This window comes from Bacillus sp. FSL H8-0534 (assembly GCF_038005885.1).
In the GTDB taxonomy this organism is placed as follows: domain Bacteria; phylum Bacillota; class Bacilli; order Bacillales; family Bacillaceae_G; genus Bacillus_A; species Bacillus_A pseudomycoides.
Genome location: NZ_JBBOUC010000001.1, coordinates 1,311,704 through 1,334,426 on the forward strand (window position 1 = coordinate 1,311,704; position 22,723 = coordinate 1,334,426).

At 34.7% G+C, this 22,723-nt stretch carries 16 protein-coding genes and 3 pseudogenes; 4 read left to right on the forward strand and 15 right to left on the reverse strand.

Annotated elements, in window-relative coordinates; translation table 11 throughout:
* Nucleotides 1–74: 74 nt before the first annotated feature.
* Nucleotides 75–3,290, reverse strand: coding sequence for a DEAD/DEAH box helicase (locus tag MHH71_RS06770; RefSeq protein WP_006094419.1), 3,216 nt, complete (start codon nt 3,288–3,290; stop codon nt 75–77).
* Between the two features lie 160 nt (nt 3,291–3,450).
* Nucleotides 3,451–5,124: a ribonuclease J gene (locus tag MHH71_RS06775; protein WP_006094418.1), complete on the reverse strand. Its 1,674-nt coding sequence runs from the start codon at nt 5,122–5,124 to the stop codon at nt 3,451–3,453.
* Nucleotides 5,125–5,232: 108 nt separating this feature from the next.
* Between MHH71_RS06775 and MHH71_RS06780 the strand changes: the two are divergent.
* A pseudogene (locus tag MHH71_RS06780) lies at nt 5,233–5,460 on the forward strand (hypothetical protein); the annotation flags it as partial.
* 75 nt (nt 5,461–5,535) lie between these two features.
* Here the strand turns inward: MHH71_RS06780 and MHH71_RS06785 are convergent.
* From MHH71_RS06785 to MHH71_RS06810, 6 genes and pseudogenes are all read right to left on the reverse strand, one after another.
* Nucleotides 5,536–5,979: pseudogene (locus MHH71_RS06785) on the reverse strand (LysE family translocator); the annotation flags it as partial.
* 96 nt (nt 5,980–6,075) lie between these two features.
* Nucleotides 6,076–7,008, reverse strand: coding sequence for a response regulator (locus MHH71_RS06790; RefSeq protein ID WP_003196687.1), 933 nt, complete (start codon nt 7,006–7,008; stop codon nt 6,076–6,078).
* Between the two features lies 1 nt (nt 7,009).
* Complete coding sequence (locus MHH71_RS06795; protein WP_006094415.1) at nt 7,010–8,323, reverse strand: ATP-binding protein; 1,314 nt, start codon at nt 8,321–8,323, stop codon at nt 7,010–7,012.
* Nucleotides 8,324–8,396: 73 nt separating this feature from the next.
* Entirely contained in the window at nt 8,397–10,130 is a 1,734-nt protein-coding gene (gene malS / locus MHH71_RS06800) for an oxaloacetate-decarboxylating malate dehydrogenase (RefSeq protein WP_097814825.1), read from the reverse strand.
* A gap of 52 nt (nt 10,131–10,182) precedes the next feature.
* Nucleotides 10,183–11,622 (reverse strand): aspartate ammonia-lyase, encoded by a 1,440-nt coding sequence (gene aspA / locus MHH71_RS06805; RefSeq protein WP_003196682.1) that lies wholly within the window; start codon nt 11,620–11,622, stop codon nt 10,183–10,185.
* A gap of 24 nt (nt 11,623–11,646) precedes the next feature.
* A complete protein-coding gene (locus tag MHH71_RS06810) occupies nt 11,647–12,918 on the reverse strand; it encodes a cation:dicarboxylate symporter family transporter (protein WP_003196680.1) in 1,272 nt (423 codons plus the stop codon).
* A gap of 379 nt (nt 12,919–13,297) precedes the next feature.
* On the opposite strand from MHH71_RS06810, the gene pyrH reads away from it, so the two are divergent.
* Nucleotides 13,298–14,041, forward strand: a complete 744-nt coding sequence (pyrH, locus tag MHH71_RS06815; protein ID WP_003196676.1) for a UMP kinase — start codon at nt 13,298–13,300, stop codon at nt 14,039–14,041.
* 173 nt (nt 14,042–14,214) lie between these two features.
* Here pyrH and MHH71_RS06820 read toward each other — a convergent pair whose 3' ends face one another.
* Nucleotides 14,215–14,883, reverse strand: a complete 669-nt coding sequence (locus tag MHH71_RS06820) for a uridine kinase (protein ID WP_033798795.1) — start codon at nt 14,881–14,883, stop codon at nt 14,215–14,217.
* A 310-nt stretch (nt 14,884–15,193) separates the two neighbouring features.
* Between MHH71_RS06820 and MHH71_RS06825 the strand changes: the two genes are divergently transcribed.
* Nucleotides 15,194–15,616, forward strand: coding sequence for a GNAT family N-acetyltransferase (locus MHH71_RS06825; protein WP_003196672.1), 423 nt, complete (start codon nt 15,194–15,196; stop codon nt 15,614–15,616).
* Between the two features lie 100 nt (nt 15,617–15,716).
* Here the strand turns inward: MHH71_RS06825 and cls are convergent, their stop codons facing one another.
* Nucleotides 15,717–16,928, reverse strand: a complete 1,212-nt coding sequence (cls, locus tag MHH71_RS06830) for a cardiolipin synthase (RefSeq protein ID WP_006094412.1) — start codon at nt 16,926–16,928, stop codon at nt 15,717–15,719.
* 85 nt (nt 16,929–17,013) lie between these two features.
* Between cls and MHH71_RS06835 the strand changes: the two are divergent.
* Nucleotides 17,014–17,298 (forward strand): annotated as a pseudogene (locus MHH71_RS06835) (lipase/acyltransferase domain-containing protein); the annotation flags it as partial.
* Nucleotides 17,299–17,361: 63 nt separating this feature from the next.
* Here the strand turns inward: MHH71_RS06835 and MHH71_RS06840 are convergent.
* From MHH71_RS06840 to MHH71_RS06860, 5 genes are all read right to left on the reverse strand, one after another.
* Nucleotides 17,362–18,507, reverse strand: coding sequence for an ABC transporter permease (locus MHH71_RS06840; RefSeq protein WP_006094411.1), 1,146 nt, complete (start codon nt 18,505–18,507; stop codon nt 17,362–17,364).
* A gap of 1 nt (nt 18,508) precedes the next feature.
* The gene (locus MHH71_RS06845) at nt 18,509–19,618 is read right to left on the reverse strand and encodes an ABC transporter permease (protein WP_018782469.1); all 1,110 of its coding nucleotides are present in this window, start codon (nt 19,616–19,618) and stop codon (nt 18,509–18,511) included.
* Between the two features lie 33 nt (nt 19,619–19,651).
* Nucleotides 19,652–20,590 (reverse strand): ABC transporter ATP-binding protein, encoded by a 939-nt coding sequence (locus MHH71_RS06850; RefSeq protein WP_018782470.1) that lies wholly within the window; start codon nt 20,588–20,590, stop codon nt 19,652–19,654.
* Nucleotides 20,591–20,723: 133 nt separating this feature from the next.
* A complete protein-coding gene (locus MHH71_RS06855) occupies nt 20,724–21,827 on the reverse strand; it encodes a sensor histidine kinase (protein ID WP_033798794.1) in 1,104 nt (367 codons plus the stop codon).
* A gap of 4 nt (nt 21,828–21,831) precedes the next feature.
* Entirely contained in the window at nt 21,832–22,470 is a 639-nt protein-coding gene (locus MHH71_RS06860) for a response regulator transcription factor (RefSeq protein ID WP_003196658.1), read from the reverse strand.
* Nucleotides 22,471–22,723: the final 253 nt, after the last annotated feature.

Sequence of the window (22,723 nt, forward strand, 5' to 3'; positions counted from 1 at the left end):
ATGAAAAAAGCTATTCTTTGGCATTTACGAAAGAATAGCTTTTATTTCCTTAAAATCCTCTAATATTTACGATGTTAAATCATAAGAATCTCTCTAATTTCTTCCTCCGTAATCGAAGATAGCTTCTCCTGACCTGGCTCAATCACTTCTGCAATTAAATTCTTCTTGCTCTCTTGCAACTCATTCATTTTTTCTTCAATCGTGCCATGCGCTACTAATTTGATCACTTGTACAGTATTCTTTTGTCCCATTCGATAAGCACGGTCTGCCGCTTGCTGTTCGACTGCAGGATTCCACCATAAATCGTACAATATAACGGTATCCGCTCCTGTTAAATTGAGACCAGTACCACCAGCCCTTAAAGAAATAAGGAACAAATCCCCCTCTCCTTCGTTAAACCGATTGCATAACTCTATACGTTCACACGCCGGAGTATTCCCATCTAAATAAAAATACGGGACAGCTTGACGGTTTAACTCCCGTCCAATGATGGAAAGCATCTTCGTGAATTGTGAAAATATAAGAATTCTCTTCCCTGTACTTCTGCACTCCTCCACAATTTCTAGAAGCTGTTCAAATTTAGCTGAACTCCCCCTATAGTCATCGACAAACAAACCTGGGTGACAACAAATCTGCCGAAGTCTCGTCAAACCAGCCAAAATTCTAATTTTGTTTTTACGCAATGTATCTTTGTTTAAATGCTTTAATGTTTCTTCTCTCAACTTTGCTAAATAAGCTGCATAAAGCTTTTTTTGATCTGGTAGTAGTTCAGATGATTGTAAGTGCTCTATTTTCTCTGGTAATTCTTTCAAGACTTCTTCTTTTAAACGACGTAACACGAACGGCTTCACCCGTTTTGCAATGTTTTCACGCCTCAAGTCTCCAAACTCTTTTCTTCCTGGAAGCAATTCCGGGAATACTACATAGAAAATAGACCAAAGTTCCTCTAATGAATTCTCTACAGGAGTTCCAGTCAGTGCAAAACGATACTCTGCTTGAATCGCTTTCACTGCTTTTGCAGTTTGCGTCGTATGATTTTTAAATGCTTGTGCTTCATCAAGAAATAACGTATGGAATGGCTGTGCATATAACTTTACATCTCTTCGTAACAAAGGATACGACGTAATAATAACGTCAAACTTTGTAGCATCTTTTAAAATATTTCGGCGTTCTGTTTGATTTCCATCCACAATAATAGCTCGAATATCTGGAGCAAATTTCTTTAATTCACTTAGCCAGTTATAAACTAAAGAAGACGGCGATACGACTAATACAGGTAGCTTCTTCTCTCGAATTTCAGGCAAAATAGAAGCGATAAAAGTAATGCTTTGCAGCGTTTTACCAAGTCCCATATCATCTGCTAATATGCCACCAAAACGATAATATGCGAGTGTCTTCATCCATTCAAATCCATATTTTTGATATTCCCTAAGGACTGTAGCTAAGCTATCTGGTACAGTAAACTTTAGATTTTTAGGGCTTTGAATGTTTTCTACCAACTCTTGAACAGATTGATCTACACTCAAAACATTTCCTTCTTGAAGTGAACTCATCCATTTTACACTGCGCACGAGCGGTACATTCACTTCTTCTCCTTTTAGAATTTCTTTGCGAATACCCGATTCCTTTATAAACTGGTTAATCTCATTAAACTCCTCGCTCTCTAGGGATAGCAAGGAACCGTTCGCTAATCGATAATATTTACGTTTCTCCTCAAGTGCTGCTAATACACCTTTAATCTCAGCTTCCGGAATTCCTTTTATATCAAAACTGAATGATAACCAATCCATTCGCTCTTTCCGCCTTACCCTTATGAGAGGTGCACTGTTTCCTCTATGAATGCGCAACTTAATAGCTGTAGTCGCATAAATCTCCAGTAAACCTTTCAATTTCGGAACAACGTGATATAAAAAATTATATTCCGCTTCCTCATTATGCATAAAATAACCGCCTTCTGTTTTCGCGAAGGCACTCTCATTCATAATTTCTAAAATTTCTTGTTCTTTTTTCTCCTCCCGATTGAAAACTGAAGGTTGTCCATCCTCTTCTAACGGATTGATAACAACATTTCCATATTGGAATTCTAGTCCTGCCAGTAACCGATCCTTGACCCGATCTAAAAACAATTTGGCTTTGAGAAGTGTTTTTTCAATGCGTTCCGATACAACCTCATCAATCCGAACGTTACCAAGCTTCATTAAACCTGGTACTACTTTCGCTACGAAATGTTCCATTTTCTCAATTGAAATATGAAATTGATTACTTCTAGAACGATTCATCATTCTCTTTAATTCAATAAGCCGATTACAATCCTCCACGTTTAAACGATATAGCTTCCCTCCAAAAAGAGCATAACTATATGTATCCATTACTTGAACTTGTTGTAACCCACTAATCTCAAGTATATATCCCCCATTTACACCTTTATTGAACTCAAAATTTATAGGTAATAATCCTTTTGAGACATGTACACCATGAAATGATTTTCCATCATGCTCAACCGTTACAAATGAAGTAGCGGAAAGCAGTGAAAGCATATAATCCCAGGACGCAGGTGGAATTAAAATCATACTTTCATCTTGTTTAGCGTTTATTTGCAACGATTCTACATACATTTTTTCATTTCGGTAAATTTGAATCAGTTGTTGAATAACAGCATCCGTTTCCGGCTGAAAACTATAAGCATCTGACGTGTAAGTAAAATTATTTGAACATATGAAAGGCTCTCTTTGTTCCACTCTATTAAGAAACTCTCTAAGCTTATATACAGTGTATAACTTCTCTAACTTTACCTGAATACCAAACAGCGTCCCCCCGTTTTTAGAAGATACTGGAATACAAAAGAATTCCACATCAAGTATTTTTCGTGTATCAAATCGGTGCTGCTTACTTTTAGGTCGCAGTGGCTTTTCATCAAATAAATCCAACATACCACTCGCTAGTTGAGCATCTTTAGAGTTCATGGGATCTTTTTTTGAATTAACTTCTAACGATTGTCCACTTTGTTGAAAATTATTTATATATAGTAATACAGCTGCAATATGTTGACAATATGTATGAAAAGAAGCAAGTGAAGGACAACTGCATTCCCCAACAATATCACCATTATGAGCGGTTTCTATCTTGACATAGAAATCTCCGTTCCCCTTTACTGTTGCCTCGCAAATATTTCTCTGAGTATCGTAATTAGTAATATCAACCTTGTCTGTCTTATAATAGGCCTCACCCTTTTTATATGAGGTTTCTCCACATAATCGTTTAATTATTGTTTTATTTAATGTAAAGCTCATTATTTTGACCCTTCCCTAAAAATAAAAAATTTATCTTTCTTAACGTTATATAAAAAAAACATTAGAATACAAACATTTCTAATGTTTTTTATCTACTCTTATACAACATTTTACATGTATACACAGTAATATCAAACAGCAATTACTTAAAACAGTCCGTTTAAACTTCAATTATTATAGGAAGAATCATTGGTTTTCTTTTTGTATGTGAGTATACAAACTGTCCAAGTACTTCTCTTATTTCTTTCTTAAGAACATTCCATTGACTAACATTTTCTTTTTGTAAATTGTTAATGGTTGTTACAACCAATTGGTTAATCCTCTGCAAAAATTCTTCCGAATCACGAACATATACAAATCCACGAGAAATCATATCCGGACCAGAAATAATTTTCCCTTCTGTTTTACTAAGTGTGATAACTATAACAAGCATACCATCTTCAGAAAGCTGTTTACGATCGCGTAAGATTGCGTTTCCAACATCTCCAATACCCAATCCATCTACGTATATATTTCCTGCAGGTATTCGTCTGGATTTCCAAGCGACTTGATTCTTTATATCAACAACATCACCATTACTAATAACATAAATATTCTCTTTCTTAACACCAACGGACTCTGCTAATAGACTATGATGATGTAACATTCTAAATTCACCATGAATAGGAATGAAATATTTAGGTTTCATTAAAGTAAGCATTAATTTTAATTCTTCTTGATAGGCATGTCCAGAAACATGCATTCCCGTTGAACTGCCCGATCCATAAATAACATTGGCTCCCAATAAAAATAAATTATCTATAATACGTGAAACATTACGTTCATTTCCTGGGATAGGAGTTGCGGCTAAAATGACAGTATCTTCAGATAGGATATCTACCTGTCGATAGTTTCCACTGGCTAAACGGGATAAAGCAGCCATAGGTTCACCTTGACTTCCAGTACAAAGAATAGCTACCCTTTCTGGGTCCATTTGATTGATCTCATTTGCTTCTATTAACATTCCCTCAGGAATATTCAAATAACCTTGTTCTAAAGCAACAGACACTACATTAACCATACTCCTCCCAAGCAAAGCAAGCTTTCTATTCGTTTTTATAGCCGCATCTACCACTTGCTGTACGCGATTAACATTAGAAGCAAATGTAGAAACAATGACTTTTCTACGAGCTTTGATGAACGCTTCTTCAATGCGCTCACCTACAGATCGTTCTGATGGAGTAAATCCAGGGCGTTCTGCATTCGTACTTTCAGAGAGCAGAGCTAAAACGCCACCACTTCCGATTTTAGCCATTTTATGAATATCTGGGTATTGATTATTTACAGGAGTCAAATCAAATTTGAAGTCGCCTGTATGTACTACAGTACCTTCTGGTGTATAAAAAGCAATACCAAGGCAGTCAGGAATACTGTGATTCGTTTTAAAAAACGTCAAGCTTATTGAACCAAATTCAATAACCGATTCAGAATCAATAACAAATAATTGCGTTAAATTTTGAAGCCCATGTTCTTTTAATTTAATTCCAATTAAACCGATTGTTAATTTTGTTGCATAAATTGGTACATTCAATTGTTTTAATAGATACGGGATACCGCCAATATGATCTTCGTGTCCATGTGTAACAACTAAACCGCGAATTTTATCCTTATTTTCTTGCAAGTATGTAGTATCCGGGATAATCAGATCAATTCCTAATAAACTTTCATCTGGAAACTTAGAACCGCAATCAATTACCACAATATCATTTGAATATTGTATAGCATACATATTTTTCCCTATTTCATTTACTCCACCTAAAGCAAAAATGGATAGTGCATTTTCTACTGTGCTCAAAGTTAATCCCCCTTTGGGAAAACATTCAAATATATTCGAAGAAATATGGAATTCTTTTTTATGATTAACCTATCTAACTAAAGATTATTCTGATTTATAGCCGAATAAATATTTTTTCATATTTACATGAAAAGAATGGTTTTACATGAAGATGAAGATTTACGTCCGTCATCTAACATACATCATCGTGATAAATATGCTATGGAGTTTTCAGATGAATATGTGGATCACTCTAAGATACAAAAAGTGCATTCACCTGGAAAAGTGGAAGATACGAATGATAAAATAAATAATAGAAAAGGTGGCTTTTGCCATTCCAAAAAAGACATACTCTAATTATATTTTTAAAAGGATAGCTAAGGCATAATTATTTTCTTCCTTGGCTATCCTTCTCTTATATGAGATCCCCCCCCCTTTAATTGCTTCATATCCAAACCCAACTAAAACAATTCCCGCAAAAATAGAAATCCATTTCATCATACGGTTATTTACAAATCTTCTTCCAAAATGAATAGAAGTCGCCATAAATAAGTCCCAAATCATAATCCCAACAAATATTGTAATGCTGTACAATAACGCTTGTTCTTTGCCTACTGCACCAATCGCACTTGTTAAGACAGCTCCGTAAATGCCAATCCAAAATATAATATTAAGTGGATTAGAAATTGCAATTAAAAATCCTGAAGCAAATGATTTCATTGGGTGTTCTCTTTCTCCATTCCCTTTACTCTCCACCTGCTTAGAAGCATCTTTTATACTTTCATATCCAAGATATAGTAGCGTAAAAAAGCCAAATATCCAAATGATTAACTTCGCACCAGGTGTTGTTAAATAGACAGAAACACCAAAATAAATTTATATTCAATTACACCCTTTTATTACTATTAAATGGATAATATTCAAAATTTTAATCATAGAAAAAAGGACGCTCATTTGTAAGCATCCTCTTTTCTATTCTACCTCCATCAACCTTTTCGCCTCAAAATACAACACTTGAATAAACTTCTTCGTATTAATTCTCGTATGCCCGGAAGTTGCTAGTTCTTCCTTCGTCATTTCTGTCATACGTTTACGAACAATGGTAAAATCAAAAAATTTCGGAGCGTAGCTTTCAAATTTAGGGTTTGAAAAATCAGTTAAACCCAGAGAGGCCAAATGATTTAATGACTGATAAATCGCTCGGCGCACCCTTTGTTCTGAAGCTTTTCTTTCTTTATCAATTTCCGTTTCTGAGGCTGCACCACCTAATTTTTTGACCGTAATATAGTGAAAAATATCTTTCAATGCTGGAAAACCATATTCAAATGTTTTTTCCTTTTCTTGTCCCAATAAATATTCCAACATACTAAGTAAATCTTTACTTCCATTCTCTCCAGCAATACCAAGTTCTGATAATAAATAGCGACCTGAGTCCATTATCTTCTTCTCTTCTAGCAACGGTTCATTTCGCACCTGCGGTTGTTCCCATTGAAAGACGTTATTCAGTGATTTTTGAATATCTTGTATAGATCGCTCCAGACGAATACGATCCATCACTTTTCGCACAACAGATACAACCTCAATTTTATTTAATGGTTTTGTAATATAATATTCAACACCTAGAGAATACGCTTCTCCAATTAATTGTTTCGACTCAACTTGAGAAATCATAATTATTTTTCCTGTAAACGACGGTGCAATATGACGTACTGTTTCAATGCCATCGCGAATTGGCATTAATAAATCAATAAATAAAATATCTACCTTTTTAAAATTCAACTGATCTACTTCAACAAAAGCACCATCTTCCGCTTCTCCCACTACTTCTCCAAGATCACCATCTTCAATAATTTGTGATAGCATAGAGCGGAATACTTCATCATCATCTACGATATAATAAAACACTCTATTCCCCCTCTCGCGTTAAACTAGACTCTGGTAAACGGACAATAAACTTGCATCCTCTGCCGCTCTCCCTGCATTGCAGATTCACTTCTCCCCCAAGTTCTGTAACCATCTCTTTTATATAAGAAAGACCAATTCCTGTAGATGGTGTACCTGTTTGATCATACTTCGACGTAAAACCTGGTTTAAATACGAGTTTTTTATATTTTGGTGAAATACCGGGACCATCATCTATTACTTCAAACATTATATTTCTTTCTTGTTTATATGTCTTTATTATAATTGTACCAGTGTTCTCAATTGCTTCAACAGCATTTGCCACTAAATTATTTAATATCGACAATACAGTATAAACATGATATTCCTCATGCTCACCTTCTATGTTTTTAGAAAATGTTATCTCTTTCCCTAATAGCTGGGCGTACTTCTCATTTATCCTGACAATCATTTCTGTCAACTCATGACCTTCTATGTATTCAGAAAGATTTTTATCTAATAAAAGCTTTGATAACCCCGCAAAAATTCTTTGATTGTCTTTTTTTATTTCGTGTACTTCCCCAGCAATTTTTAATACTTTTTTACTATGTATTTCTATGCCACCTGCATCATTACTAGCTTGTAAATTTCGATATAATTGATATGCTTCTTGTGTAATTAATTCTGCATTTTGAAGTGTCTTTTTTAAATGAACAGATTCCACATATAAGTTAGAAAGATGCATTAACATTTTTTCATTTTCTTTCCGGACTTGTGCTTCCTTTAATTTCGTTTCATATAGACTCATCATATTTAAGAAACCAAGGGCAAAGAAGCTTCGAAAAACAGCGATAATAATCAATTTATTTATTTCAGAAATCGTAATTGTTGTACCAAGCACTAAAACATGATAAAAAGTAAGTTCTGACATACTTGCTATAATCTCAATTGTAATCCCAAGGCACCCTATTATAAATGGTTTCTGATGAAATTTATTCACTCTACATAATGAAAAAAGACTTCCATACACAAAATAATAAAAGAACACTGGATAACGCAAATAAAAAGAATCAGTTATATGAAAAGACCCTTGTAGCATCCAATCAAGACAAATCCGAACTCCTACCACCGATAACCCGACGAATACACCGGCTACTGCCGCTGGTATTTTACGTAAAAATAACAATAAAAAGAAAAAGATTGGCGTCCCAAAACTTACACGAAAGGTATCATTAAACGGATGAAAATTTAATTCTCCGGCAATTGGAACAATTAATATTAAAATAATTAAAAGGGACATATCTTTCTTCCACAATTGATTCCAATTCAAAGATGCCACTTCCTATTTATGAAATATATTTTTCAAAAATTGAACAAGGAAAGCCCGCTTATAATATAAACGGGCTTTATTTCTATATTGTTACCTGTTTAGCTGCTTTTACTTGGCGATATTCAGGTTGCCACATTGCCTCTTTAACAGCTTCTCTGATATCGTTATCACTGAATTCCTCACGAGTAACCCCTTCAGCAACTGCTGCTTTAGCTACTTCAATTGCTACTATCTCTGAGATGTTACGTAGTTCTTCTACCTCCGGAAGAATAGGTGCTCCTGGTTGACTTGTATCTACCATGCTTGCCACTGCTTCTGCTGCTGCTGCAAACATACCATCTGTCATTACACTCGCACGAACAACAATTGTTCCAAGACCAAGCCCTGGGAAGATAAGCGCATTATTTGATTGTCCGATTACATACGTAACACCATCATATGTAACTGGCTCAAATGGGCTTCCAGTTGCCACAAGTGCCCGTCCTTCTGTCCAATGTATTAAATCTACCGGTTTTGCTTCTGCAAGCGGTGTTGGATTCGACATTGGTAAAATAATTGGTCGTTCTACATGAGAAGCCATTTCTTTTACAATTTCTTCTGTAAATGCACCAGCTACTGTTGATGTACCAATTAAAATTGTTGGTTGTACATGTTTCACAACTTCTGCAAGCCCAACCGTTTCACTTTGCTTCCATTCGTTCACTTCAGATTCCATACGTGTATATGGGAGTTGGAAATCAAGAAGACCTTCCATATTATCTGTAAGTAAACCATTACGGTCAATACACCAGAAGCGCTCGTTTGCTTCTTTCTCTGATAGCCCAGCACGAACCATCGCATCTCGCACTTGATCAGCGATTCCAATTCCAGCTGTACCAGCTCCAAAGACAACAACTCGGTGTTCACAAAGTGGGACACCTGAAGTTTTCACTGCTGATAATACAGCTGCAAGTGAAACTGCACCAGTTCCTTGAATATCATCATTAAATGTACATACATGATCACGATATTTGTCTAAAATTTTACGTGCATTGCGTGAGCTAAAGTCTTCCCAGTGCAACAATGCTTTTGGAAACTTGTTACATACAGCTTTTACAAATGTATCGATAAATGTATCATAGGCCTCGCCAGTTATACGAGGATGACGGTTTCCAATATAAAACGGATTACTTAAAAGATCCTCACGGTTCGTACCAACATCTAAAATAACAGGTAATACACGACTAGGATCGATTCCAACTGCTGCTGTATAAACTGCTAACTTCCCAATAGCAATATTAATACCACCAACACCCCAGTCACCAATTCCTAATATTCCTTCACCATCTGTTACAACAACTAAATCAATATTTTCAGCTGTTGCACCAATGTTAGAAAACGCTTCTTCTATGCCAGAAGGATCATTTATGGATAAATACACTCCACGTGGTTTACGATACTCATGACTATATCTTTGAATGGCTACACCAACAGTTGGCGTGTACACAATTGGAAGCATCTCACGTAAATGATCTGTAAGTAAACGATAAAATAACACTTCATTACGATCATGGAGTGCTGTTAAATATACGTTTTTTAATAAATCGTCTGGCTGTGAACAAAACTGTTCATACGCACGGCGTGCTTGTTCATCCAATGTTAATACCGCAGGTGGTAATAACCCTTTTAGCCCTAGTTCTTCTCTTTCTTCTTCTGTAAAAGCAACCCCTTTATTTAAAAGTGGTGTAGCTAATACTTCTACTCCTCTTAATGTCGTTTCTAATACACCATTAGAGGTAACTGTAAATTTACTCATACCATCCCTACCTTTATTTATATATGCCATTTCTATATTGTAAACAAAAAAGAGGGGAATGTCCCCTCCTCTTTTAATTTTTCTTTAAAAGAGTTGCTCCCGCAATCCCCGGATGTGTCATTTCATATGGATCTAAAATTAAATCTAACTCTTCTTGTGACAGCACACCATTTTTTAAGCAAAGCTCCCTAACAGATTGCCCTGTCGCAATTGCTTCTTTAGCAACGCGAGCCGCTGCTTCATAACCAATATGTGGATTCACTGCCGTAATAATTCCTACACTTTTCTCAACATATTCTTTCAAGTGTCCTTCATTTGCTTCAATTCCTTTTAGACAATTATCTGTAAAGGCACGGAAACCGTTATTCATAATACTAATCGATTGAAGTAAGTTGAAAACAAGTACTGGCTCCATAACGTTTAGCTCTAATTGACCCGCCTCTGACGCAAGACAAATCGTATGATCATTACCGATTACTTGGAACGCGATTTGATTAATCACTTCTGGCATAACAGGGTTTACTTTCCCTGGCATAATAGATGAACCTGGTTGACGAGCTGGAAGCATAATTTCTGCAAGTCCAACACGTGGACCAGATGCCATTAAGCGTAAATCATTCGCGATTTTGGACATGTTCATCATACATACTTTCAGTGCAGCTGATACTTCCGTATATGCATCTGTATTTTGCGTTGCATCTACTAAATCTTCCGCTCCAACAAGAGGTAGTTCACTAATTGAAGCTAAATGTTTTACCACCGCTTCAATATACTCAGGATCCGCATTTAATCCTGTACCAACTGCTGTTGCTCCCATATTTACTTCATATAAATGTTGACGGGATTGCTGAATTCGTTTCATATCACGCCCAATTACACGAGCATATGCTTTAAATTCTTGTCCAAGACGAATTGGTACAGCATCTTGTAAATGTGTGCGCCCCATTTTAATCACATGGTCAAATTGCTCTGCTTTTAATTCGAATACATCATGCATATAGCCCATTGTTTGTAGTAACACTTCTAGTGCATTTAATGTCGCAATATGAATTGCTGTTGGAAATGCATCATTTGTTGATTGTGCCATATTCACGTGGCTATTTGGACTAATATAATGATAGTCTCCCTTTTCCATTTCTAATAATTCAAGGGCACGATTGGCAATGACTTCATTCGCATTCATATTCATAGAAGTTCCTGCTCCGCCTTGAATCGGATCCACGATAAAATGATCATGCCATTTCCCTTCAAGAATCTCTTGTGCTGCTTCGGCAATTGCGCCACCTTTTTTCAGTTCCAATCTTCCTACATCAGTGTTCGCCAGCGCGGCTGCTTTTTTTACAATTGCTAAAGCTTTAATTAAACCTTCATGGATTTTATACCCTGTAATTGGAAAGTTTTCTACAGCACGCATCGTTTGAACTCCATAATAAGCATGCGTTGGCACTTCTTTTTCACCTAAAAAATCTTTTTCAATTCGTACATTTTTTGTAGTTTCAGTTAATGTTGCCACTATTACTCACTCCTCATCTATTTCTTATGCTGCTTCTGTTTGTTTGACTGTTTCTACATATTGTTTCGCTTTCTCATGATCAAATTCGCCTTCCCACTTCGACATCACGATGGCCGCTAATGCATTCCCTAATACATTGACAGATGAGCGAATCATATCTAAAATGCGGTCGATACCAGCAATTAACGCGATACCTTCTAACGGTAATCCCATTGAACCTAATGTTGCTAATACAACAACAAATGAAGCACCTGGAACTCCTGCCATTCCTTTTGACGTCAGCATGAGAACAAATAACAATGTAATCTGCTGCGTTAATGGCATGTGCACTCCATACATTTGAGCGACGAACAATGCTGCTAATGCTTGGTAAATAGCCGAACCAGTTAAATTAAATGTATACCCTGTTGGAATAACGAAAGAAGCAACTGCCTTCGGACAACCGAACTCTTCCATTTTTCTCATTATATTAGGTAAAACAGCTTCTGAACTTGCTGTTGTAAACGAAAGAATAAGTTCTTCTTTTAAAACTTTCATTAATGTAAAAATGTTTATCCCTACCATTCGTGCATTAATACCTAATACAACAATAACAAATAGTATAACAGTTACATACACAGCTAGCACTAATTTTCCTAAAGGAAGTAGTGTTGCCACACCAAATTTTGCAACCGTAACAGCAATCAGTGCAAATACACCAAATGGCGCAAACTTCATAACCTGATTTGTAACCCAAAACATCGCTTCGAGCACACCTTCAAAGAAATTAAACACCGGTTTTCCTTTTTCCCCAATTGCTGCAACTCCTAAACCAAATAACACAGAGAAGAAAATAATCGGTAATAAGTCTCCTTGTGCAATTGATTCAAATACGTTCTTTGGTACGATGTGAACAATCGTTTCTGCAAAACCTTTTTTCTCTGTTGCATCAGCCGTCTGTTTATATGATGAAATATCACTTTGCTGTAAGTTATTCATATCAACACCCGTTCCTGGATGGAACACGTTTGCTGCGATTAATCCCATTAAGATCGCGATTGTTGTGATAATTTCAAAATAGAGAATCGTCTTACCGCCTAATTTTCCGAGCTTTTTCATATCCCCTACACCAGCTACTGCAACAATCAGCGCTGAAATAACGATCGGTACTACAATCATTTTAATTAAATGGATAAATATATCCCCAATTGGTGTGATATAAGAAATTGCTGTTTTATTGCCATAAAAGATTGCCCCTACTACAATCCCTAAGACAAGTGCAACAAAAATCTGTGTTGCTAATCCGAATTTTTTCATATATTTTCATCCCTTCATGCGAACGCTTTCAATTTGTATTTACAAAAGCTTACTCACATAATATAGGCGAACCTACAAAATCAGACAAAAAACTACAGATTCGTCACAAAAAATTTGAATTTTTTTCTTTAAATATTCATTGACACCCTTTGAAGATAAAAAAATGAAAATAACATTGATAAAACACCAAATTATTTTATATAATCTGAAAAGTAAGTTTATTTGAACGTAAATGAGATGAAAAGGAGTTGATATTATGAAGAATCATACAAAAGATCTCATTATAGCTCTTCCTTTTTCTATTTCATTTTCTCGTAAAGGAGCAAAGGCATTCGCCTCTGCTCCTTTTTTATTGCCATATGTATAGGAGGGAAAATCCATGAAACCATACAAACGTGTTCTAATTAAATTAAGTGGTGGTGCTTTAGCTGATCAAGATGGAAATAGTTTCGGTTCCAAACGTTTAGAACATATCGCAACGGAGATTTTATCAATCGTCGATTTAGGTATTGAAGTTTCTCTTGTCGTTGGTGGAGGAAACATTTTCAGAGGAAACTTAGCTGAAGAATGGGGGATTGATCGCGTTGAAGCAGACAATATAGGGACATTAGGTACAATTATTAATAGTCTCATGCTGCGCGGTGTATTAACAAGTAAGACAGATAAAGAAGTACGCGTTATGACATCTATCCCCTTTACAGCCGTGGCAGAACCCTACATCCGTTTACGGGCTGTTCATCATTTAGATAAAGGGTATATCGTTATCTTTGGCGGCGGGAATGGGCAACCGTTCGTTACGACAGATTATCCGAGTGTCCAGCGAGCAATCGAAATGAATAGCGATGCCATTTTAGTTGCAAAACAAGGTGTAGACGGTGTTTTTACAAGTGACCCAAAACGAAATAAATCAGCAAAAATGTATCGTCATTTAAATTATAATGATGTCGTTCGAAACAATATAAAAGTGATGGATCAATCAGCCTTATTACTTGCTCGCGACTACCATTTACCAGCTCATATCTTTAATTTTGATGAACCTGGAGTTATGAAAAAAATATGCTTAGGTGAGCATATTGGCACATTAATTAATCATGAGTTAACGGAACTCGTAGAAGAAAAGTGACTTTTTCTAGAGTAAAAAAACTGCAACTTTGACTTTAAAAATAGGTGCGGTATTTTCCGCACCTTACTCTTTCTAAAAAAGTAGTATCATAACAATATAAAAAAACTGTGCCCCAATTATACACAATTCATGAAACGCCCTTCCAATAACTGTTATCAGTATCACTGTTACAATCACAAACTCTTAAATAAAACCTTCGGTGCTTCAATATCATTATTAATTAAAACTACCTCTGCACATTCCTTCGGTCCATGCTCTTCTATATACATATGACAAGCAGCGTGATACCTTTGTAAAAACATTCTCTCTGCCTTTTCTTTATTCCAAAAGTTTTTTGCTTCTCGACTCGAACCACGTTCTCTCGCAATTTCAAAATCCGTTTCTACGAATATTTTATAATCAAATAAATGTTGCAACTCTTTTTTTAATAAAAGAGTACCATCAATTATAAATACCATGTCTTTTGAAGCAAGTATGGGATCTGGTTCAATATACATATCCGTTTCTAAATCATGTGATCTCATATCATATCGCATATCACCACCAGGCCCTAACGGAATCAATAACCGCTCAGCAAATGCCTTATAATCATGAGCATCTTCATAATATCCTTTAGCCGATTCCTTACCTTGTGAATATCTAACTATTCTTGGATTATGGAAATTATCTATACTTGTTCGAACAGCTTTTCCTCCCTGCAAATGAATTTCTTTCTGTAACTCATTTGCAAATGTTGTTTTCCCAGAAGCTGTTATACCACTAACACCGACTCTTAAGGGATGATCTAATTTAACCATGAATATACGCTCTACAATCTCACGAATAATAGTTTGACGATTCAATTCCATCCTCCTCAACCATCTTTGTTTATCCTTCAAAAGATATTTTGATGAAAAAATACGTTTCGAGTATGAAATTTCATACAATTTATTCTCGCTTTTTAATTGTTATATGGTTTGAACAATTAAAATAACACTCTGAATGGTATTACTTTCAACACATTCACAATAGATGTTTTAAAAAACAATAACCAGAATATTAGGATATTTATGTTAAAATAAGTATATTGAGATGATGAAGATACGTATTCAAGAAAAAGTAATTCATTTTATATTCTAAATCATTTCACAAAAATTGCAGGAGGAGAAATTAATGAATTTACATATTACGAAAGAATTAAATGGAACTGATAAAAACAACGTTAACAATCGGCTTTATGAATATAATTTAAAGTATTTCCCAGTGGATTTAAGAGGTAGATACCAAGAGATTAATTTATTTCTTAAGGATGAAAACAGCAAGGTTCGCGGAGGAATATTAGGTGAAATTTGCTGGAATTGGTTAGAGATTCATACTTTTATAATTGATGAAGACATACGCAAACTAGGTTATGGGACTAAACTTTTATTAGAAATCGAACAAATAGCTTTAGAAAAGAATTGTGATTTCATAAAAGTGGATACTTTAAGCTTTCAAGCATTAGACTTTTATAAAAAGCACGGTTATCAAGAATTTGGTGTCCTTGATAATGTCGGCAGAGACTATAAACATTACTATTTAAAAAAAGACTTATAGATCATTTAATTTTTGAAAACTTGGATTGAAAACACTACAATGAAAATTAAAATGCTCAGAGAATAAACTCTAAGCATTTTAATTTTCATTTATATGATTCCTATAAATAATAATTAACCAACCATGCTATTTTTTCTTTACACTTCTCTAAAAATGATAAATTTGCAAAGAATGATGAAGTTATCTCCTTTGAATCTTGAAAATCTTGTGTTAACGCTTGATTTATTTGTTGAATCATCGGGCCACCATATACATAAAAATCCATCTCATCATTAATATGAAAACTACGCGAAGTGAAATTTGTTGTACCAATCACAGTTGTTTCGTTGTCGAGTATCATTGCTTTCCCATGAAACATCCCCTTTTTATATCCATATACAGTGATTCCATTTTCAATTGACTGACGAATATATGGGTAGGCTGCTTCTTTAATAAGCGGAACGTCCGGTTTGTAAGACCAAAGTATTTTTACCGATACTCCCCGCTTTCGTGCCTGAATTAAAGCATTCATAAGTTCTTTATCTGTCGGTATAAAATAGGGCGTGGCAATCACGATAGAACGCTTTGCTTCTTTTATTAATTCCATATACTTCGTAACAACTTTATGTCCATTATAACTAGACATAGTGTGTAACGTCTTTCCTTTAATAGTAGATTGAGCTGTTCTTGCAATTTCCTCTGAAGTATCCCGTTTCCAATCTAACGCAAACTGCTCCTCTAAATCCGTTACCCCTTCTCCCTGCAATCGCACATGATAATCTCGCCAATATCCAAAGCGCTTATCTTTCCCTAAGTATTCATTACCTATATTAAAACCACCACTATACCCTATTTTCCCATCTATCGTTGTAATACGGCGATGATTACGATGATGGAGCGAATAAAAAAAGAATGGGAACTCCGGTTTCCTGCTGTATGTAAAATGAACACCACTTGCCTGCAATTCATTTTTATATTTTCTTTCAAAAGATAAATCATTAATCCAATCAACCGATAAGTATACTTGTACCCCTTCTTCTGCTTTTTCCTTTAACAAATTTAAGAAAGTATGGCTACTTTTATCATTCGAAATGATATAGAAATACGTGAAGATAGAATCTTTCGCTTCTTTTATATCGGAAAAAAGCTGATGATATAGCGTTTTTCCCTCTACATATAATTGAAAATCACTATAACGAGGAGCATACTCTTTCCGTTGGTTTTTATCAGCTTCCACTTTCCTTCCTAGCGTTACATCAATATGCATCCAAACAACTAGAAAAATCACTACACTAATGATAATAGAAATAATACGTAATATCTTTTTTGCCATGTCAGTCCCCTTTAGCTTAGACTCACTTTCATTACATAGTGTTCAACAAAATCTAATTTTAATGCTCAATAAAAAGGAGGACGCTATGAAAAACAATACAAGAAAAAAACCTATCGTTTTTGTCCCAGGACTATTTGGCTCTATGAGCAATATAATTATTCCCAGCACAGGTGATTGGAATTTCGGAATCTCTGCGTTTGTATATGAGCCTTTCATCATGATGTTAGAAAACATGGGATACGAAAGAAATAAAAATCTTTTTATCTCTTTTTATGATTGGCGACAACGAATTCAGACCGCTGCTCAAAATTATTTATTAAAAACCATTAATTTAGCAAAACACATAACAGGATCCCATAAAGTAAATTTGAAAAGATACTTTAGATTACAAACATACAAAAAGGGATGCGGCACCATACCGCATCCCTTCCTATTACATAAAATTCCTCGCGTCATTATTACGACCAAACTTATAAATCGCAATTAAGAAGAAGGCAATTGCAAAAGCAAACAAAATTAAAATGTTTAAATATAAATCTGCAAATGGCGTCCCTTGTTGTAATTTTCCTATCGTATCTAATAACCAACGTTGAGGGAGAAAATCAGCTATTTTTTGCACGGATGTTGGCATAATTTCAAACGGAAAGAAGCATCCGGCAAGTAAGCACGTTGGTGTTATTATAATATTTTGCATAGCATTTGCAGAAGTTGCATTTTTCGCAAAAGATACAATGGCTAGTGACATACCAATTGCTACTAAAGCAAATATCATCAGTACGCCAATCATGACCATAAATGGCATATTGATATTCGTATGAAAAACGTTCGTCAGAAATAACACTGCGACAACAATTTGAACGACTAAAACAATCATATTAACAGCTACGTTAGATAATATAAATTTTTTCCCATCTATCGGTGTTGATAATAATCTAAAATACGTTCTATTCTCTTTTTCCTTTAAAATGAGTTCTGATAAATTCACCGCTGAAAACAACATAAACATAATGAGATAACCGACAGTTTGATTCGTCATATCTTTATTTTTTGAAATATCTTGAAGCGTCTCAGCTTTTACTTTAAATGAACTTTTTTGATAACCCGCATACATGTTATCAAACGTACTTTGATCATTTTGTGCGACTTTACTAATAGCAACTATATTATCAATATAATTATACAAGTATGATTTTACAAACCCTGTTACTTGATCACCTTTTATCGATGCAACCTCAATATGACTCGGTTTCCCATCTCGAACACTTTGTGAAAAACCTTTATTTAACGTAATTACTCCATCAAGTTTTTTCGAAGTAAGCTTATCTTCTACTTCTGATTCCTTAATCTTACTCACTTTCACATGATTTAATCCCTCTAAAAACTTCACCGTATCATTTGCTATATACTGATTTTCTTTATTTACAACCCCAATATTTAACTTCCCTTGCCCTACATTTCCATATATCGAAAAAGAAATTAAAGACCCTATTATTGGTAAACCCATAATAATTAGTAATCCTTTTTTATTTTTCAAAAGCACAGATAATGTTTTTTGTATAAGCCATAAAATATCATTCATACTATAACCCCTCCCGTCTGCGTAATGCGATAATCGCAAGCAATAAAAAGAGTGCTGAAATACCAAGATTTAAAAAGATAACGGGTAATGCAGCTCCTATGTCATTTGCATAAACAATTTTCATAATCGCTGTATTCGCCCATGTTAATGGTGATAAATTCGTAACTACATTTTCTTCAACTACGAAATATGCTCCTCCAAAAATAGAAGCTAATTGCACAACAACCATAATAATCGCTTTAGATGCTTCTCCTGTTTTTGTAATATATCCAATTCCTAATCCAAAGCTAATTGCAAGCAAGACTTCCGTTAATAAAATAAGAAAGATTACTCCAAGATGGTCACCCCAATTCGCCTTATAGACAAATTTACTAAAGAAAACGACGAGAAGTAGACAAAGCGTATTTGCTACAAGACTACCAAATATTTTTCCTATAAAAATTTCTGCTTTACTAACAGGTGCCGCAATTAAGCGATCACCCGTTTTTCTAAGTCGCTCTCCACGAATTAAATAACTTGCTCCCATCGCTGCATATAAAGCAATCATTGTCGTCATTACAATTGCATAGTAATCCATAGAACTTGGTTTTTTAGCAGCTTGTAAAGATGTTTCTTTTATATAATCATCATGATTTCCATTTGAGATAACTGTGCTAACCTTACTAAGATCCACTTTCGCAACTTCTACTGCTACATTGTACTTATCAACAAATGTCGTAAGCATCCCTTCAATGATACTTCCTTCAACACTATTTCGATCACTCTCATATAATTTCACACCGTCTTTATTCATTTCTAAATATCCGGCATATTTATTTTGTTTCACTTCTTCTTTGCCATCTATTTCATTTGAGGCTTTTTTAAAGTGAATTCCCGATTTACTTGTTTCTTTCGCAAATGCTTCAAATGATTGAGAGAACGTACTACTTGCTTCATCTTTATATAATACTTGTATATCTTTAATAGACTGGCCTTCCCCATTAAATGCATTCGTTAAAGCTGTTCCTAATACAAGCATAAGCACAATTGGGAATGCCAACATAAAAACTAATGTTCTAATATCCCGAAAGTCTCTTTTGATGTGCATAATCGCAATATTGAAGATGTTCAATCGATGAACCTCCCTTTTTCTCTTAATAAAAATTTATTTATCTCGTAAATTTCTGCCTGTCAGTGTAAGGAATACTGTTTCTAAGTTAGGCGCTTGTTCTTCTAACGAACGGATCTCAATATCATGATTAATAAAATGTTGAATAATTTTGTTTAAATTATTCAGCCCTGCATCAGAATGCACTTTAATCACGTTCTCTTCGATTTGAACAGCTTTGACGCCATTAATCTCTTTTAATTTAGCTACTTCTAGATTTTCGACTGACTTCACTTCAATCCAAATATCCTTTGTATCTGTAATAATCGCTTTTAATTGTTCTTTCGTACCTTCTGCAATTACTTTACCGTGATCTACAATTGCAATTTTTGTACAAATTTCTTCTACTTCTTCCATATAGTGACTTGTATAAATAATTGTGCTCCCCATCTCATTTAATTTTCGTACAGACTGAAGAATGTAGTTTCTTGATTGCGGATCAATTCCAACGGTCGGCTCATCCATAATAATTAACTTCGGATGATGCGCAATGGCACAAGCAATGTTAAGTCTTCGTTTCATCCCACCCGAAAAGTTCTTTGGATAACTTTTATGTTTATCACTTAGTCCTACAAACTGCAATGCTTCTTCTACTCTCGCTTTTAATTCTGCACCTCGTAATCCATACAAACCCGCAAAGAATTTCACATTTTCATAGGTGGTTAACTCCTCATAAATTGCTATATCTTGCGGTACAATTCCAATGTTCATTTTCGCAAAACGATTATGTTTCTTTGTATTTTTTCCTAGTATGCTAATCTCACCTTCATTACTTCTTAACAATCCAGCAATCATATTAATTGTTGTACTTTTACCAGCACCGTTTGATCCTAGAAATCCAAATATCTCTCCTTCTTTAATAGCTAAAGACATATTATCTACTGCGATGAAATCACCAAATTTTTTTGTTAAATTTTTTATTTCTAATACGTTCATCATTTCACCCCTATTTCAGTTTCTCTGCTGTTATTATAAACAAAAAGAATGAACCTGCTCAGTGCAGAAGTTCATTCTTTTCACATGAGAATATTCACTTTTTTCATATGAGATCATTCATCTCAATCATGTCTTACTGAATCGGCAACAACATTGTTACCGAAAAGCCATTCGTTCCATCTACAATTATTTTCCCATTAACAGACGCTGTTCTCTCCTCCATCCCAATAATACCGAGTCCTTTTTTAACAAAGACTACACCCTTCCCGTTATCTTTCACCTGTACCTTGACCATCTTGTTAAGTACATGAATATCTATTGAAATAACTGTCGCATCAGCATATTTCATCGCATTCGTTAACGCCTCCGTAATATTTTCACCAATGATTTTCCATTGGATAGGGGAAATTGTATCCAAATTCCCTTTATACACAAACGGAATTTTTATATCATGCTTGCCCGTAAACTCATCTATGAATAATTTCATACGATGAATTCCAATTTGTTCAGTTGGTGGTTTCATATTTTTAAGGGTAATTCTAATATTTTCAATCCCATCTTTAGAAATATGAATCGCATTTTGTAGTAACTCCGTAGCTTTATCTTTATCTATTTCCATCAATCTCTTTGCTGCTTCCATTTGAATAAGTGCACCTGTCATGGAGTGACCAATTTTATCATGAATTTCTTGTGATAATCGATTTCGTTCTTCTAATTTAAATGTGTATTCTGATTGCCTTATGTATTCTTTATTTTCATGTAAACTTTTTGCGAGCCGCTGCATATCTTTTCGCATCTTATCATTTTGCTTTTCAAGCTTTAGTAATCGTACTATGTAACGGTCTGCCATCGTTAAAACAAGAAAACAAAATGCAGTAATGAGTCCATATGTCATTTGAACACTTTCATCCGCAAAAACGATAGGGAGAATCATAATGAAAAAGATCTGCCATTTCTTTTCTATGTAATAAGATATAATTTCGTATAAGTTCAAAGGTAAAAACAAAATAAAAAACGGATGAATCCTCCATGTAAACAAAGCGATAATACCGATTGATAGTCCAATTAATATTTTTTTATACGCATCTTTTTTTAAAATAGAAATTGTCACGTTTACACAAAGGTACGAAAGCAAAGTAAATATAACCCACGGTAAGTTCATAACATTTGAGTGAATATAACTGAACACTATATATAAGAAGACAATTAATTTACTTACAATGAACCAAAACTCCATAAAATCAGTCTACTTTCCCTGTTAAATAATAAATCGCAATTTGCGTACGATGTTCAAGACCCGTTTTCCCTAAAATAGACGTAATATAATTTGCAATTGTTCCTTCTGATATAAAAAGCTGTTTTGAAATTTCTTTATTAGAGAAACCTTTTGCAATTAATGCAATAATACTGAGTTCCCTCTCTGTAAAAAGAGTCTTATCTATTTTCGACTCCTCTTCTTTATTTTCCAGTAAGTTACACTTAATTTTATCAAGCACTACGTCTTGCATAACAGTTTGCCCGTTATATACTCCTTTTATCGCATCACGAATGCGCTCCGGGTCGTTATTTTTTAACAAATAACCTTTCGCTCCGTTTTTTACTGCCTCCAAAATATACTCATCATCATCAAATGTCGTTAAAATAAGCGGCTTTGTTTTTGTCTCCTCACAAATTAGCTTCGTCGCCTCTACACCATTCATATTTGGCATTCGAACATCTAAAAGTGCAATATCTACATCATGTTTTTTGCAATAATCTAGAGCCTCTTGCCCATCATTTACTGTTTCTAGCACTTCGAATTCTTCGTATGTACTTAAAATAATTTTCATGCCTTCTCTAATAAAAGAGTTATCATCGGCTATCAATACTTTTATTTTCATGTTTGTTAGTATAGGAGTTCCTCTACTAACATTCACATCCTTTCTCCATGTAACATTTCCCTATTTCTCATTATATACTTCTCTATAACATTTTTTCACACCTTTTGAAGTAGCCTCTTCTCTTAAAATATATTATTCTTTTTTTACATCATGTGTAGGGGGACTTCCCATTTCTTACGTCTATATAATAGAATGCGTCAAAAAGGAGGGAGAGAACCATTGAGGAAAAACAATTAATTGAAAAAGCACAACA